The sequence below is a fragment of the Falsihalocynthiibacter sp. S25ZX9 genome, assembly GCF_041205405.1.
Lineage (GTDB): Bacteria > Pseudomonadota > Alphaproteobacteria > Rhodobacterales > Rhodobacteraceae > Falsihalocynthiibacter > Falsihalocynthiibacter arcticus.
The window spans coordinates 22733-37779 of the sequence record NZ_JBGFCD010000008.1; the positions used below are offsets into that span (position 1 = coordinate 22733).

Sequence of the window (15047 nt, forward strand, 5' to 3'; positions counted from 1 at the left end):
GCGCTAAGAATAATGCGATTTGTGCATGTGGCTGATTTCCACCTTGGAAAACCTTTCGGAAATTTTGATGAAGACACGCGGGCTGCATTAAAAGCCGCGCGCCTTGACGCGTTGCAGGCAACCGGCGCGCTTGCAGTCAGCCGCAACGCGGATTTCGTGGTGATCGCAGGCGACACGTTTGATGCCGAGGCGCCGCCATCAAGGCTCGTGAAACGTGCACTGGACGCGATGGCCGCCTTTCCTGATCTAACTTGGATTTGGATGCCCGGAAATCACGACTCGCTGGCGGCCGTTGATCTATGGGAACGGTTGGAACGCGACAAGCCCGCCAATGTGATTTTGGCGACGTCCGCTGAAGTTATTGAGATCGGGCCCGATGTGGCGATTCTTCCTGCGCCTCCCTCGGTGAGGGCCTCAGGGTACGACCTGACGGAATGGATGGGAGCTGCCAACACAGGCACACGCATCCGGATTGGTTTGGCGCATGGGGGTGTGACGGATTTCGGATCAGAAGACGGCGGTTTGGCAACAATTCCACCAGATCGCGCAGAGACCTCAAACCTTGATTATCTCGCGTTGGGCGATTGGCATGGTCAAATGCGTATCACGTCGCGGACGTGGTATGCGGGGGGACCAGAGGCGGATGGTTTCAAGGGGCACGCGCCTGCAGGTGCTCTGGTGGTTGAAATCGACAAGCACGGCGAGGCGCCGCGTGTAGAGCAAGTTCCCTTGGGGAAATACACGTGGCACCGCATTGAAGTCGAATTCTTTTCTGGCATTGATCCCGTGACAATTTTGGAAGAGGCGCTGCCAAACACGGGTCGTGACTTCGCCCTCGTGCGGTTCATCGGGACAGGTCGTTTGGGTCTGTCAGACCTCGCGGCCCTGCGTGCGGCCTGTGAAAAACTGGAGGATGAATTCCACTTTTTCGAAGCAAACTTGGTGAAAGTGGGTATCGAGCAAAATGTCGACGACCTGAACTTGATTGCGGAAGCGGGGGCGCTGCGTGTGGCCGCAGAAAGCATTTTTGAGGCCACGTCACTTGAGGGCCGCACCGAAGAAGACGCGCGCGTGGCCCAGATGGCCCTGTCGCATCTGTTCTTTCTCGCGCAGGAGACAGCGACGTGAAACTACGCAAACTGACCTTGCATAATGTCCGTCGCTTTGCCGACAAAACGGCGGTTCTAGGCCCGTTCGGTGATGGTCTAACAACAATCACCGCCGAGAATGAAAGCGGCAAAAGCACCTTTTTTGGAGCCCTTCACGCGCTGTTTTTCTATGAGTATGGGTCAGGAAAGAAAGAACTGAAGGACATGCAGCCCTATTCAGGCGGGGCGATGCGGATATCGGCCGAGATCGAACTTGATGGGGCTGATTACCTGATCGAGAAGGTTTTTAACCTGAAAAAGGCGGGGTCGTCTGCGACGGTTACAGCCATGGCGAGCGGCACGATCCTGAAGCAGGCTGACGATGCTGAACAGTGGATTCAACAGAATATCCTGAATGCAAACAATGGGCCTTTCGGGTTGCTTTGGGTCCGTCAGGGGAGCGTTGGTGTTGATGCCAGCGCAGATGGCATTGAGACGCGCCGAGATGTGATGTCGAGCGTCCGTGGCCAGATTGACGCGGTGACGGGCGGGCGTCGGATGGATAGTATCGTCCAGCGCTGCAAACAGGACCTTGATGCCATCAGCACCAAACAAGACAACCCGAAAGCTGGTAGTCCGTGGAAAGAGGCCGTACTCCGAGTGGAACTTCTTGGCGAAGAGCAATTCAAACTTGCGAAGTCCGTCGAAGCCCTTGGCCACGATCTGGGGTTGAAAAAACGTGGGACAACCCGCCTGCGGGAGCTTCAGGCGCCAGAGCTTCGCGAGCAAAGATCAGCCGCTATCAAAGAAGCGTCCGAACATCTGACCGCGACGCGGGAACAGGACCGCAAAATTCAGGATGCACAGAAGGATATTCAACTTCTTTGTAGCGCCGAACAGGACTTTGAACGCGACATCAAAACCATTACTGACGCACAAGTTCGGCGCAAGACGACTGCGATTGCGATTGCAGAAAAGGGAACCGCCGCGGGCAAGGCGACAGAGGCCAAAACGATCGCCCAAGATGCCATCGGGGCGCTACAAGGCTCGATCAAAGAAAAGGAGGAACAGCGCCGAAACCTTGCAGAAGCATTACAACAGGCGCGTCAGGATGAACGCGAGACGGCAAAACGGGTTCGTTTGGCGATCCTGTCTGATGTATCGGAGCAATTGAAGGCTCCGAAGGCGCAACGGGCTAAAGCCGACGCAATCTTACGCGGAGACGAGATAACAAAGGCCGCAATCGACAGGCTGTCGGACCTAGAGCGTCGCCGCGATATCGCGATCGAGACCCGTAAAATTCATTTTGCACGGTTTATCGTGGCCGCAGATACGGCGCATGCAACTATAAATGGCGTGGATATACCCAACGCCGAACCCCGCCTGATTGACCAGTCTTTGATCGTAACCTTGCCTGGGTTTGGCACGATAGCCCTGCAACCAGCAGAGGGTGTGGGGCAGGGCATCGCCGACCCCGTAGCGCTCCAATCGGACCTAGATACCGACCTGAAAACATTAGGTTTTGACACAGTCGTGGCTGCGCAACAGACCTTTGCGGCACAATTGACAGCCCTTCAGGATCGGCAGACAGCCCAAACGCAGATCAGGGCGCTGGCTCCTGATGGGGTAGGTGCATTTGAAGCGGAATGGGGTGCGCTTTGCGCCGAGTTAAGCCATCCAGCGGATGAGCTTGCTGATTTTGTGGCCGAGGGCGGCGACAGGGAAAAACCGTCGGAAGCCAAAGAGCGAGAGATTTCCAATCTTGATGAAGACCTTACGCAATTGCGCGACGCATTGCCCGCTCTTCAAGAGGGTTTGACCCATGCCGTCAGCGCATTGACTGAGGTTGAGGTGCTTTTGGCCCGATTGCGTCAAGATGAAGCCGCGCTGGCGGTGACTGCGGATGAAAATGCGACGTTGCAAGCCTTGGTTCAGGCCAAGACAGACAAGGACGTCGAGATTACAAAAGCCCGCACAGCACTTGCAGAGTTACGGACGGCGGGCTCTGATCTAGCGGCGGCGATCGCCAAGCATGAACGCGCGGTTCAAGCGGACGACGAGGACCGAAAAGAAATCAACCTCCTTGAACGAGAGTTGGCGCGGTTGGATGGGGTCATTCACACGCAATCGGAGGGGGCCGTCGAAGAAAAACTGGCGGAGGTCGAAGGTAAACTAGAACGTGCCGAGGAGCGGGCTGCACAATTTGCCAACCACGCGAGAGCTCTAAAACTGCTTATCGCGCACCTAGAGGCCGCCAGAGCAGACGCGCAAGAGACCTATTTTGAGCCTGTGCGCAATGAGTTGTTGCCCTTGCTACGGCAATTGCATGCCGGTGCAGAATTCCAAATAGACCCAGACAAGCTTTTGATTGAAACGATTACGCGCAATGGCGTGACGGACAAAATCGAAGTGCTTTCTGGCGGGGCGTTCGAGCAAATTGCGATCCTCACACGTCTCGCTTTTGCGAGGTTGTTTGCTAAGCACGGCAATCATGTGCCGATCATTTTGGACGACGCGTTGGTTCACACCGATGACGAGCGCATTTCGACAATGTTCAACATGTTGGCCCAAATTGCTCGGGATCAGCAGATCATCGTTTTGAGCTGTCGAACACGCGCCTTCTCCGACCTTGGCGGCGCGCGAGCCTTCATCACTACAATCAAGGACGCTGCCGAGGACCGCCCAATAGGTTAGGCCAATCGTGGGAAAGCAATCTGAAACTGTGCGCCGCTGTCAGATGCTTTGCATGTGATTTTCCCGTTGTGGGCGGCGATGACATTTCGGGCAATGGAAAGGCCCATTCCTGTGCCACCGCTTTCGCGTTTCGTGGTAAAAAATGCATTGAATATTCGGTCTGCGTTGCCAGCAGAAATACCCGATCCATTGTCCTGGATTGTGATGTGGATTTCGTCCGGAGTTTCTTCAGCAGCAAGGTTGATCTGAGACGCATTTTGCTCAACGGCATTTTGAAGTAGCTGTTGAAGAACTATATGCATCCCATTAGAAGATATCGGAATTTTTGTATGTTCCCCAGAGAAGTGGAAACCTAGCGTGGGGAAATTTGCAACGACGGCATCTCGGATATCTACCAGTGTACACGTGCCCAAATACCGTGTTTCGCGGGCTTGCACGGCACGACGCAGGGCATCCAGTTGGGTTTGGATTTGTGCCTGAGCCCCATCAATTTCCTGCACTATTTTCAAGTCTTCTGCACTCAACATTCCACCGTCTTCAAGCAGTTCGACCGCAGCCCTGATTGCGGCAACGGGGGTTTTGATCTCATGGGTTACGTGATCGGTGAAACTGCGAATTGTGGCTTCTCGGTCGCGCAAAGTCGTGGCCATTCCGATGACACTTTGAGAGGTGTGATGGAGTTCGCGTGTGCCAAAACGAACGGGAGCGTCAACCTGTGAGGTACTGTCAAATCTGACTTCCGCGGCGTAGCGTTCGAGCGCCAAAATAGGGCGCAAGATGAGGCGTAATAGCAGCCAACCGAGGACAGCAGTGGCGCAGGTGATTGCCACGCCCAAGACTATAGCCGCGTTGCGAAAGCCAATTTCCGGACCGAGATAGCGAAGCGCGACAATCCCCGCAAAGGACAGGGCAAGGGTGCCGGAAAGTCCGCCAGCCAGCACAAGAATGAGGGGAGGGCGCCAGTGTTGTGTCACAGGATTTCCCTTAAGCGCATACCCACGCCATGCACGGTTTCAATGGCGTCTTCGCATCCGGCGCTCGCCAATTTTTGACGCAAATTGCGCAAGTGACTGTCGAGAGTACGATCGGAAACCTGACTATGATTGCCCCAAACGACGGCAATGATTTGGGCGCGCGTGCGGATCTGATTAGGCTGCTGCAACAGGCATTCAAGGATGCGAAATTCAGTTGCAGTGAGCGCGATTTGCACATCATTCACGCGGCAGATATGCGCGGTACAATCAAGGGACAGGATACCATGGCGCAAGCTGTGTTGCGTGGTGGCTTGACCGCTGCGCTTTAAAATCGCTTTGATACGAGCGACCAATTCACGGGGACTAAAGGGTTTTACAACATAGTCATCCGCCCCCAATTCGAGCCCCAGAATTCGGTCAATTTCTTCGTCACGGGCCGTCAGGAACACAATCGGCACATCCGAGTGGGCGCGGATGCGGCGGCAAACGTCAAATCCGTCCATTTCTGGCAGGCCGACATCCAAAACGATAAGATCCGGCGTGCTACGCAGGGCACACGTGAGCGCCTGTTGCCCATCGGCGGCAGTTGAAACTTGATATCCTGCCCGTTCAAGCGACAAGCCAACGAGATCACGCAGGCGGGGATCATCATCAACGAGCAAAATTTTCATGGTTTAATGTCCTGTTTTACCAACCCGCGCGCCTATCGATTTACACGTGCGTGCGCCACTTGCGTACCCCCCAATCACGCCATCCGTCAATGTTATGCTGCTGGAAACCGCACGCACGGGTGTTCCAAATATAATCTGGTTGACCTGTGGCCTTGACGGCATCCTGAATGGCGCGAGCCGCCGTTGGTCCGAAATCACAAAGGTAGTTTGCATTTGCTTTGTCGTTCATAATATTCACCGTGGCAATCAGCGCGGCAAAATTCACGAAACAGCAAATATAAAGCACGCCAACAGCCAGTGATGCACAGCGCAGAACCAGCCAACGATTTGAATAGGCCTTAAGGATTTGCCACGCCGTCAGGGACAAGCCAATCGCGACCACGCCCATCCAAATGAGCGCCCGAATGCGCAGATACGTCAGCCCGTATGCCTCTATATACAGGTCCAAACGTAACCCAGCAGAAAAGCAGAGAACGGTGTTTTGAAGCAGCCAAAGCATCAGTAATGGTTTCAACCAACGATGCTCCCCCAAAAAGGGCCGCGCAGCAATGGCGAAGGCCCCAGCGAGCAGGGCGGTGACCACAAGCGGATAAGCCCCACGGTGAGCATAGCTCGCATAGGTCATGCCGTCGGGAAGGGCGGTTCCCCCTGTGAAAATAGATAAATCCAAGAGGGTCTGTACGCCAATCAGCAGGTTAAACATAACCAGCGCACGTAATACGGACCCCGCGTTAAGGCCAAGGTTGGGCAGGTTTTTTGGCGTCGCGAGAAAGGCAAATTCGCGGTCATCGAACCTTATGCCCTCAATCAGAGGCCAGATTAGCAGGCCCATGCCCAGCCAAAAAAGAACGCGATTGATCGACGGCACAAAATCGAGGTCTAGGGAGAGGAGTTGTGCAAAAATCGGATTTGCATCCATCAATAACGTCAGAAAAACCAAAGAGCCGCCAATGGGAAAGGCCCAGTTGCGGGCAATCCGCTTAACGGTTCGCGCGTTGTTGCCTTTGGTATCGGCGCGAACGGATTTGAACGATCCAAGCAAGGCACGCGCTCCAAAAAACGGGATCGTAATGAGCAACCGATAAGCGGAGGCGATATATTTGGTAGCTTGGGTTTTAGGCCCGTGCGCCCAAACTAAGGCCACAAGCAGCGCCGCGCAAAGGAAGACCAAAGACAGCAACTGCACATATTCCACAACGGGCAACCCGCCAAGCAAAAGCAAAACAGTTGGTCGTATACGTTGTTTTGCTGGCAAATTGAGGGTCGAGACGCCAAATATTGCGAACGCATAGAGCAGCAAAGACAGGCCTAAATTGTGCTGCCAGAACAGGAAGTCCGCCAAGAGGACCAATAAAAAGGCCGCAAAAATGGGGAACAAAGGTTTTCGCGCTATATTGAAATGAGCTGGATTTTTGGTCTCGACGTCTTGGGCAGGTAAGGCGCTTGTCGAACAATTCAGCCACCAGCCATCCATCGCAAGGGATGTGGGAACGCCCCGAACCGTAAAGTGATTTTGCATAATATACTCCGTTAATGTCGGAGCGGTTATCGCGCAATAATCTGCAGATTTTGCTTAGGAGGTGTGCAGAAAATGTGCAGATGCAATTGGTTAGGCCTAAGGTTGGGGGCTGCCCGCGCAAAAAATTACTGCACAATAATTCACGAACCGTCCCAACGTCTTAACATCCAATACCACTGTTCTGGGTCTGCTTTGATGCGCGCGGAAAGGCTGTCATTAAAGGCGCGGGTCATGGTGGTGCTGTCGGTATGGGGGATTGGAGCTTCGAATTCCACGTTAAATGCGTTGCCGTCGCGAATGCGAATACCATAGGCGGGGATCATCGGCAGATCATATTTAAGCGCAAGCTGGGCGGCAGACAGGGATGTGAGGGCATCAAGGCCAAGAAACGGTAGGCGCACGCCCTCCGAGTATTTTTCATCCAACAAAATGGAAACAATACCGCCATCGCGCACATGCCGCACGAGGGCTTTTGTTCCTACACGGCCCGTGGCAAAAATCGGCTTCCCGCCAGCCTCAATACCCGCGAGGATACGCCGTTCATAATGGCTGTTCTTTTGGGGACGATAAACGGCTCCGCTCTCAAGTCCGTGCATTTTGATCACGGCACGAATGGCTTCCCATTGGCCAAAGTGACCGGAAACGATGATCGCGCCTTTGCCCGCCGCGTTCGCCTCTTTAAGGGCGGCAAGGCCGGGGCCTGAAACGCGAAATTTGTGGTGTTGGGTTTGAAATTCAGCATCGTGATAAATTTCAAAAAGCGTGCGCCCCATGTTTCGGCCCATATTCTGGCCTAAGGCGGCGCGGGCGCTCCGATTCATTTCGGGGTATATGCGTTTGGCTTCGCGATCAAATCGGCGTCTCGCAGGTGGAAACCAACGCATGAGGATGCCAAACGTGGTCCCCAAGCCACGGGACCGCAAATCAAACGCACGCCAGCGCAGAGCCGTGAGGGCCGACCACAACGGGAAGTACCTAAAGTAGTGCAAAACCGATTTCAGAGAAGTTGACAGCATAGCGTCGTATGATCGGGTTTCGGTGCAATGCCAACCGCAAACGCTTAGGGCGTATTGCCTCAGTTCATCTCTAGTGTCTCTTTTATCCACAATCGAGTCGGGAGAGAACGCAAATGGGCGCACCGTCACCGATGCGCCCACTTAAAACCTAGAAGGTTTTGCTTCCGATTAAAGGATAACCTTTAAGCCAGAACGATGTTTGTCGCGCTTTCGCGGCCATCGCGGCCTGGTTCAATATCGAAAGTAACTTTTTGATCGTCGTTAAGACCAGTAAGGCCAGCTTGTTCTACTGCAGAAATGTGAACAAATACGTCTTTGCTGCCACCATCTGGTGCAATAAATCCGAAGCCTTTAGTCGAGTTAAACCATTTAACGGTTCCAGTAGCCATTGTCGTTCTCCTTTTAAAAACTGCCGCGAAATGCAACAGTGAAGCTAAGTCAGTTCAAGATCGAAAGACTGTGCCAAAAGGAGCAGTATAGCCGATAGTGGTAACGTCGCACGCATCACATGGGGCTAAACGCGCAAAATTACAAGTAGTTTTATCAACAGATTTCGATCAAGAGGTGCAAATACTACGGTGAATGCATCAAAATGTACCTAAGGATAACAAATTGTCTCAGACTGCAAACGTTAATCCCCCCCGACACGCGAATACTCGTGCTTCTTTTGGTAGCTATAGGTGGGGTAGCGTTTGCTGTTGGGCAAAACCCAGAGGAGCCAATAGATCGTTCGCAACTTGAAGGAGAGCTTGAGAAAGACTTGAGCGCGGCAATGTATTTGGTGAATGGCTCATTTTTGGAAGTTAAGAACTGTCGGATTTACCAAAAAACAGTGCCTCAACTGGCCTGTGCAAACGGTGGAAACACTGATTTCAGTGAAAAATTGATTGATTTACGAGAAGTCGAATTAATAAAAGAGTTTTCTCCAACGGGGCGTGCGCGGCTGGCGTTTTATTTTTCCGAGGAAACAGCGTCGACAAGAGCTGATGTGAAAAAAATTCTACGCAGTGATGAGACGAACGACATCAAAATAGCGCGAACGCTTTCGCTCTACCAAATGAAAGGGATCACCTCGACCAAGACATATAAGCAATGTGATGGTGCGGTTTTGCCGTCAATTGGCTCCCCAAAAGACATGCGCCTTTTCTTTCCCGAAGGTCTGGATGCAGAGATGGTTTCAAAACTGTCCAATCTGCATGATCTGTGCCGATCCCTTGAGGCTTATTAGTCGCGATAGGTGCTAAGGTTGGTGGGTTTTGAATGGACTTCCCGCTCTATTGAATGTGCGTCAAGGCGTTTACCGTGCTCTCTCAGACGAACGGGCGGGCCTATCAAGCCCGCCTCTTTACTCTAACGGCGCCGACTGTAGGGAGCACTTTTACTCCCTACAGGGTGATTTGGCCCGTCAATACAGGCCCGAAAGGCCCTCAGGCATCATCGATGGCAGCACGATCACAGAAGCGCCGTGAATGGCGCGATTGTTCAGGTCGATCACATCCTGATTGAGCATCCGAATACAGCCCGACGAGACCGCTTTTCCAAGTTCCAATGCGGATGCATCGCCGTGAATGCGGTAAAGTGTGTCGACGCCGTCCTTAAAGAGATAGAGCGCACGCGCGCCCATTGGATTTCCCGGCCCCGCATCCATGCCGCCATTGGCAACGGAGTAGGGTTCCAGTTCAGGCCGTCGTGCAATCATAGATTCCGGTACATTCCAGCGTGGCCAATCGCGCCAAAACTGAAGCCGCGCCGTGCCTTTCCACTCAAAGCCCGCAGCCCCAACGCTGACGCCATATCGCATCGCTGTTTCGGGAGACTCGACGAAATGAAGAACAGCCCTGTCGGGGTCAACTATGATCGTGCCGCGTTCGTAATTTGGCCACGGATTGGCAACCTCCTGCCGCCAGAGTTCAGGCTTTATGACACCTTCCCGAACGGCAGGAATTGGAAAGCGTTCATCGGTAATCGCCCCATAAAAGGCGGGTAGTGGCGGGATCACAGGTGCGGGTGGGGGAATTGGCACTACTGGAGGTTTGGCACAAGCCGCGAGGCCAGCCATTCCACCGAAAGCGACGAAGGAGCGTCGGGTAAACATGAGGTCTTCCTTTTACGTTCTGAACGGGAGTGTGACGCCATGCGCCGAGGAGCCAGTCAGAACAGGCGAGGAGGGGCCCGTGGCGGAGCGATATCCCGCCCTCGCGCGCGCCAAACAGTGAAGTACATTGCCTGGGTCGGTTGTGAGAGCTTCAGCGAGGTTTTCGTGGCCTCCGGCAGCGCACGATCGTGCCCACAATGGGATCCCGTAAGGGTCGCGGTGCGGCATTTCTTCTGAACAGAGATCTTTGCGGGGCTTGGCAGCCAAACCACCAGCGTCTGCGCGGTCGAATGGCCAATTTTTACCGATGATAATTGATGCTTATATGGCGTAGGCTTCGAGGCCATAGCGCCGCCCGCATATGCGCCCCAAGGCAACATAATCAGCATCAACAATAATGATAAAGAGGTCCGAGCCATCTGCATACGCGCCTTATCCTCAATCCATCGCGCATTGTCCATGTGCTATCAAACGATCAGCATAACAAATCGCTCTCGTTTCCGTTACTTTTAAGGGCCGTTTGGCATCATTCCGCCGACAGCGTCCTTGCGCGAAAGTTGAAAGCAGGCGGACGGGTTTTACCCACTATTTTTGGTGCCGCCGCATCGTGATCCATAATGTGGCGGCGATAATCAGCGCGGCACCGGCCCAAAATGCAGGTTTGGGTATCTCGTCAAAGACCAGATACCCGACCGTCGTCGAGAACACCAAACTGGCGTAGGAAAGAACCGATAAATACCCCGCTTGCCCATAGCGATGTGCGCGGAGAAAGCAAAACTGTGCGGATTGCGCGAAGACACCAATTGCGAGGAGCAAGGGCCATTGCAGCAGGGGCACGGGTTCCCAAGCCAGAACGGCGAAGGGCGCGGTGATCACGGTCAGGCCTGCCGTGTAGAAGGTCATCATCACCACGGTCGGCGCGGCGACCAGCCTGCGGGTGGTGATCACCGCACCCGTTGCGGCGAAAACCACCAAGACTTGCGCGGCCAGCCCCCAGTTGCCAGAAAACCCCGACGGATCAACGGCGATGAGAACGCCAACAAAGCCAATGGCTGCGGCGATCCAGCGGTCACGGGTGATGACTTCGCGCAACAACCACGCGGCGGCAAGCATTGTTAGGATCGGCCGCGTAAAGCTTACTGCAGTGAACAGCGCCAGCGGCAACCGCGTGATCGCAAAGAAACTCGCGGTGAGGGCTGTGGCGGAAAACGCCACCCGCAGCGCATGCAGGTGGAGGTCTTGGAGGCCGATGAATGCCCGTCGATAGCGCCAAATCCACGGCAGCATGAGTAGAAGTCCGACTCCTGCGCGCAGAAACACCAGTTGAAACGCAGGATAGCCAAGCCCCAAGGCCTTAACGATCGACAACGCCCAAATATTCAGCGCCATATCCGTGAGCAACCAGCCCGCGGCTAGCCCGTTGCGGGAGTGTTCAGCTTCGTTTGGCAAGAAGGTTGGCCATCAATCGGAACCCGCCAGAGGTTAGTTTTTCCATCTGGTGATGCAGTATGAGCGAGGTATGCACGTGCCGCCCCAAACCAACATCGGCCACAAGGATTGCGCCTTTTAGCGGCGCTTCGCCGGCGTCATTCATGGCGAGGAGCGGAGTATAGGCATCGTCCCAGTTCTTGGCGAAATACAGCCCGCGCTCCTTGTGCCAATCGGCCCAATCCGCGTCTTCAATGCGGTTGGGGTGCTGCAACAGCGGGTGATCGGGCGCGAGCACGGTGACGGCAGCGGTCTCGTCCGTGACCCGCCAGCGCAGCGAAGGTTGGCCGACTTCAAGGCGATAGGGCGCTGTCGTCTCGGGGTCCCAATTGTCCCAAGGGCGGTGATAGAGCGTGACCAGCGTGCCGCCCGCGCGGACCCAATCGTGGATGCGGGGCATGGCCTCGGCCAGCCCAGCGCGGAACTTCATCGCGAAAATACCGATCACCAAAGTGTCGCAAGCGGCGAGGGCGGCATCGGTGAGCGGCACATTGGACAGGTCCGTCACCTCAGTCCCCATGCGTTCCAGCCATGTAGCAACGCGATCATTGCCGCCGCCGATATATCCGACCCGCACATCCGGCAGGGCCGCATTCACAACACGGATTTGGGCGATTGCAGGGCGCACCAAGACGCGTGGTGCGATATGGTCATGACGGATATGGCGCACACTGCTGGCCTCTAAGCCGTCGAGCGTCAGGGTTAAATCGTAGAGTCCAACCGCAACATTTTCAGGAACCGTGACGGTGAGGCGCCCTTCGCTTTCGCTCACGTGCCAACCGTCAGGCACGCGCAATCCTGCCTGCGCTGAAGGCGGGGAAATATCGCTAACGTCAATAACAAAAGACCTGCGGCTATGGGCTAGATTGATCACATCTGTTTCGGGTGACACGGCGGCCGAGCATTGCGGCACAACAACGGGCGGCACCTCAAACGGCAGGCTTGTTGTCGTAGTGACGCCATGTGTCGTCAGGGTCACGTCAACACAAGGGGCTGCAGGTTGGTCGGGCAAATAGATGGCGGGGTAGGGATCGCTGATGGACGCGTCGTTTGCCAGCGTCACGGTCGCGCCATCCAAGCTCCAGCCTTGTGGGAGCCTTGGGGCAAGCGTCACCTCGCCCGTGTCGGCGGAGAACTCGCTGGATATAGTCGTGCTCGCACCGGGGTGGAGTTTTTCGTCCTGTAGCGACGCGCGCGCGTCGACACCTGCCGCAAGTTGGATGACGCGGGAAAGTTGTTGGTCTTTGCGGGTTAGCTTGTGGCCGAATTCGGACAACTGTGCAGGAGAGGCATTTTCCGAAGCGTTGCGAAGGGCTTGTAAGGCGAGGCTCGCGTGTTTTAAAACCTCAGACGCGTTTGGGAAGGCAGCCAAAGCGGCATCGCAAGCGTCTTGGGCGGCAGTCAAATCAGCCCCGCCCAGATCGCGCAATGTTTGGGCCAAGCCAGAGGCGAGGTCCGCATCTGGCCCCGCCACGTGCGTATGCGCCAAGTGCAAAGGGAAATCGGTTTCTGTGCCGTTTGGCACCCAGCGACCCATGGCTTGTGTGGCGTGTAGCATGCGGCTTTGTTGGCCGATCCGTGCATAACTCCAGCCCGTGACGGGGTCTTTGCCCGTTGCGGCAATTGTGAGGGTTGCGGGTGGCGGCGGCAAGTCGTCGTCATAGGCTTGCCCAGCGCCTGACCACGCGGGGAGGTACATTTTCTTGACCTGCCAGACGGGCAAATCGCTGCCCGCGAATTCAGGTTCGGCAGCAAGGTCCATGACCAAATGCGCGGCTTCGGTCATGGCGCGGTGGTGGCCGTGTTGACCGGGGACATCGAGGAAGGTGGGGCAGATTATATCGGGGCGTTCTGTGCGGATAATATCAACAAACCGCGCAAGGGTGCGCTCGCGGCCCCATTTCCCCAGCGTTTCAACGCCTGATTTGGAGAAGCCGAAATCGGTGATTGGATCTTCGGGACTGGTTGAATGCCAATACATCCGTAGATCAAGACGGTCGCAAGCGGCCTCCATCTCGGCGGTACGTAGAGTACCGAGAGCGGCGGCGGTTTCGGTGCCGATATCGTTTTGGCCGCCCTCGCCACGGGTCGAGCAGGCGTATGAGATATCCACCCCGTCGCGAAACCGCATCGCGGCCAGCATCGCGGAGGTTTCATCATCAGGATGCGCGCCTGTGTTCATAAACGACACTGTGGATTCTAGCGCGGTGAGCGCCTGCCACAGCGCCACGATACGGGGGCGATCTCGTTCGGCGGCAATACGCGCCTGATTGGATAATGGCATGGTGCGCGTCCTTTAGTGAGCGTGAGAAAGAGGCGAGCTGAGCGCTCTGTTTAAAATGAGGGCCGCCGCACCCATTGTCGCTGTCATCCGCCCAGAGGCACCACGCATCAAACGGGTGTGCGGCGCATCGGGACGGTTCGAAACCGAGACCTCGGGCAGGGGCGCATGTGCGACCAGATAATCAAGAATGCTATCCGGCATCGCGCCGCCCAGTACAACGGTTTGCGGATCAAATAAGTTTTCAACAATGGTGATCGCGTGGCCAAGGGTTAAGCTGGCCGTTTCCAGCCACGCCATCAGGTCGGAATCGTTTTGTTGAAAGAGGCGATCCAGCGCGTCGATATCATGGGCGTCTTTGCCCGCCTGTTGCAAGTGGCGCTGTACGGAATGGCGGCTCAAACCGTCCTCAAGTTTGCCGCCGTGGCCATTGATCGGGATGTGCCCGATTTCGCCAGCGTTGCCATAAGCGCCGCGAACAAGTTGCCCGCCGTTGACCAGACCGAGGCCCAAACCAGCCCCAAAATAGAGATAGGCAAAGGACGCAAAATCCTGTGCGACGCCATTGATGCGCTCGGCCATCGCGGCGGCGTTGGCGTCATTGCTCAGAACGACTGGCAACTTCAACGCATAGGTAAAAAGCGCCTCCGCGTCGACTTCCTGCCAGCCCGTGAGATCGGTCCCCATACCCGTAATGCCCGTCACACCGAAAGGGCCGGGCATAACGACACCAGCGCCGAGCATCCGTCCCGTGGCCGTCGGTACTTGGGCCAACGCGCGGGCATAGAGATCGGTTACATGCGCGATGACAACATCTGGTTCGGTCTTGGTAAGGGCGATCCGCTCGGTAGTGACGGCTTGACCGTTCAAATCCAATAACGCGGCAAATATCGCATCGGGGCGCACTTCAACTCCAAGCGCATATCCGCCCTGGGGATTTAGCGTATATTGCATCGCAGGTAGGCCGCGCCCGACGTTCAAGCGGCCGTTTTCCAAAAGCATCCCATCTTGCAACAGCTCTGCGATAATGTTGCTGACAGTTTGGGTTGTGAGCGACAGGGTGCGGGCAATTTCGGCACGCCCTATGGAGCCCGCTGTGCGCACTTGCCCCAGCACTGCTTGACGATTTCGGAACCGTGACCGTTCGGCATTGCTGCCTTCTTGAAAGTTTAAAACTACCATGGAATGGACTTAACTCAATTCATTTGAATTATCAATTGA

12 protein-coding genes are annotated in these 15047 nt (G+C 55.4%); 3 read left to right on the plus strand and 9 right to left on the minus strand.

The annotated features are described in order from the left end of the window. Positions 1-12: 12 nt before the first annotated feature. Positions 13-1128: an exonuclease SbcCD subunit D gene (locus tag AB9F29_RS10455; RefSeq protein WP_369755634.1), complete on the plus strand. Its 1116-nt coding sequence runs from the start codon at positions 13-15 to the stop codon at positions 1126-1128. Further along, positions 1125-3782, plus strand: a complete 2658-nt coding sequence (locus tag AB9F29_RS10460) for an AAA family ATPase (RefSeq protein WP_369755636.1) — start codon at positions 1125-1127, stop codon at positions 3780-3782. The genes AB9F29_RS10455 and AB9F29_RS10460 overlap by 4 nt, the downstream gene beginning before the upstream one ends. On the opposite strand, the gene AB9F29_RS10465 is transcribed toward AB9F29_RS10460, so the two are convergent. The 5 genes from AB9F29_RS10465 to AB9F29_RS10485 form a co-directional block, all read right to left on the minus strand. Then, positions 3779-4756, minus strand: coding sequence for a sensor histidine kinase (locus AB9F29_RS10465; protein ID WP_369755637.1), 978 nt, complete (start codon positions 4754-4756; stop codon positions 3779-3781). The two genes, AB9F29_RS10460 and AB9F29_RS10465, sit on opposite strands and share 4 nt — an antisense overlap. Further along, positions 4753-5427 carry a response regulator transcription factor gene (locus AB9F29_RS10470; RefSeq protein WP_369755639.1) on the minus strand — a complete coding sequence of 225 codons (675 nt, stop codon included), beginning with the start codon at positions 5425-5427 and terminating at the stop codon, positions 4753-4755. Before AB9F29_RS10470 ends, AB9F29_RS10465 begins: the two co-directional genes overlap by 4 nt. Positions 5428-5467: 40 nt before the next feature. Beyond that, positions 5468-6946: a DUF4153 domain-containing protein gene (locus AB9F29_RS10475; RefSeq protein WP_369755640.1), complete on the minus strand. Its 1479-nt coding sequence runs from the start codon at positions 6944-6946 to the stop codon at positions 5468-5470. Positions 6947-7086: 140 nt separating this feature from the next. Next, complete coding sequence (locus tag AB9F29_RS10480; protein WP_335586048.1) at positions 7087-7962, minus strand: lysophospholipid acyltransferase family protein; 876 nt, start codon at positions 7960-7962, stop codon at positions 7087-7089. A gap of 182 nt (positions 7963-8144) precedes the next feature. After that, on the minus strand, positions 8145-8351 hold the full coding sequence (locus AB9F29_RS10485; RefSeq protein ID WP_039003630.1) for a cold-shock protein: 207 nt from the start codon (positions 8349-8351) through the stop codon (positions 8145-8147). 371 nt (positions 8352-8722) lie between these two features. Here AB9F29_RS10485 and AB9F29_RS10490 point away from each other — a divergent pair, with 371 nt between their 5' ends. Next, positions 8723-9190 (plus strand): hypothetical protein, encoded by a 468-nt coding sequence (locus AB9F29_RS10490; protein ID WP_369755641.1) that lies wholly within the window; start codon positions 8723-8725, stop codon positions 9188-9190. A gap of 177 nt (positions 9191-9367) precedes the next feature. Here the strand turns inward: AB9F29_RS10490 and AB9F29_RS10495 are convergent, their stop codons facing one another. The 4 genes from AB9F29_RS10495 to AB9F29_RS10510 form a co-directional block, all read right to left on the minus strand. Continuing rightward, positions 9368-10057: a L,D-transpeptidase gene (locus AB9F29_RS10495; protein WP_335586050.1), complete on the minus strand. Its 690-nt coding sequence runs from the start codon at positions 10055-10057 to the stop codon at positions 9368-9370. Positions 10058-10642: 585 nt separating this feature from the next. Beyond that, positions 10643-11506, minus strand: a complete 864-nt coding sequence (locus tag AB9F29_RS10500; RefSeq protein ID WP_335586051.1) for a DMT family transporter — start codon at positions 11504-11506, stop codon at positions 10643-10645. After that, positions 11490-13829, minus strand: a complete 2340-nt coding sequence (locus tag AB9F29_RS10505) for a PIG-L family deacetylase (RefSeq protein WP_369755642.1) — start codon at positions 13827-13829, stop codon at positions 11490-11492. Before AB9F29_RS10505 ends, AB9F29_RS10500 begins: the two co-directional genes overlap by 17 nt. Positions 13830-13841: 12 nt before the next feature. Next, positions 13842-15008 carry an ROK family protein gene (locus AB9F29_RS10510; RefSeq protein ID WP_369755643.1) on the minus strand — a complete coding sequence of 389 codons (1167 nt, stop codon included), beginning with the start codon at positions 15006-15008 and terminating at the stop codon, positions 13842-13844. Positions 15009-15047: the final 39 nt, after the last annotated feature.

Coding starts and splice junctions, on each gene's coding strand:
- AB9F29_RS10455 (WP_369755634.1), top strand. CDS start 13: ATGCGATTTGTGCATGTGGCTGATTTCCACCTTGGAAAACCTTTCGGA.
- AB9F29_RS10470 (WP_369755639.1), bottom strand. CDS start 5,427: ATGAAAATTTTGCTCGTTGATGATGATCCCCGCCTGCGTGATCTCGTT.
- AB9F29_RS10475 (WP_369755640.1), bottom strand. CDS start 6,946: ATGCAAAATCACTTTACGGTTCGGGGCGTTCCCACATCCCTTGCGATG.
- AB9F29_RS10480 (WP_335586048.1), bottom strand. CDS start 7,962: ATGCTGTCAACTTCTCTGAAATCGGTTTTGCACTACTTTAGGTACTTC.
- AB9F29_RS10485 (WP_039003630.1), bottom strand. CDS start 8,351: ATGGCTACTGGAACCGTTAAATGGTTTAACTCGACTAAAGGCTTCGGA.
- AB9F29_RS10495 (WP_335586050.1), bottom strand. CDS start 10,057: ATGTTTACCCGACGCTCCTTCGTCGCTTTCGGTGGAATGGCTGGCCTC.
- AB9F29_RS10505 (WP_369755642.1), bottom strand. CDS start 13,829: ATGCCATTATCCAATCAGGCGCGTATTGCCGCCGAACGAGATCGCCCC.
- AB9F29_RS10510 (WP_369755643.1), bottom strand. CDS start 15,008: ATGGTAGTTTTAAACTTTCAAGAAGGCAGCAATGCCGAACGGTCACGG.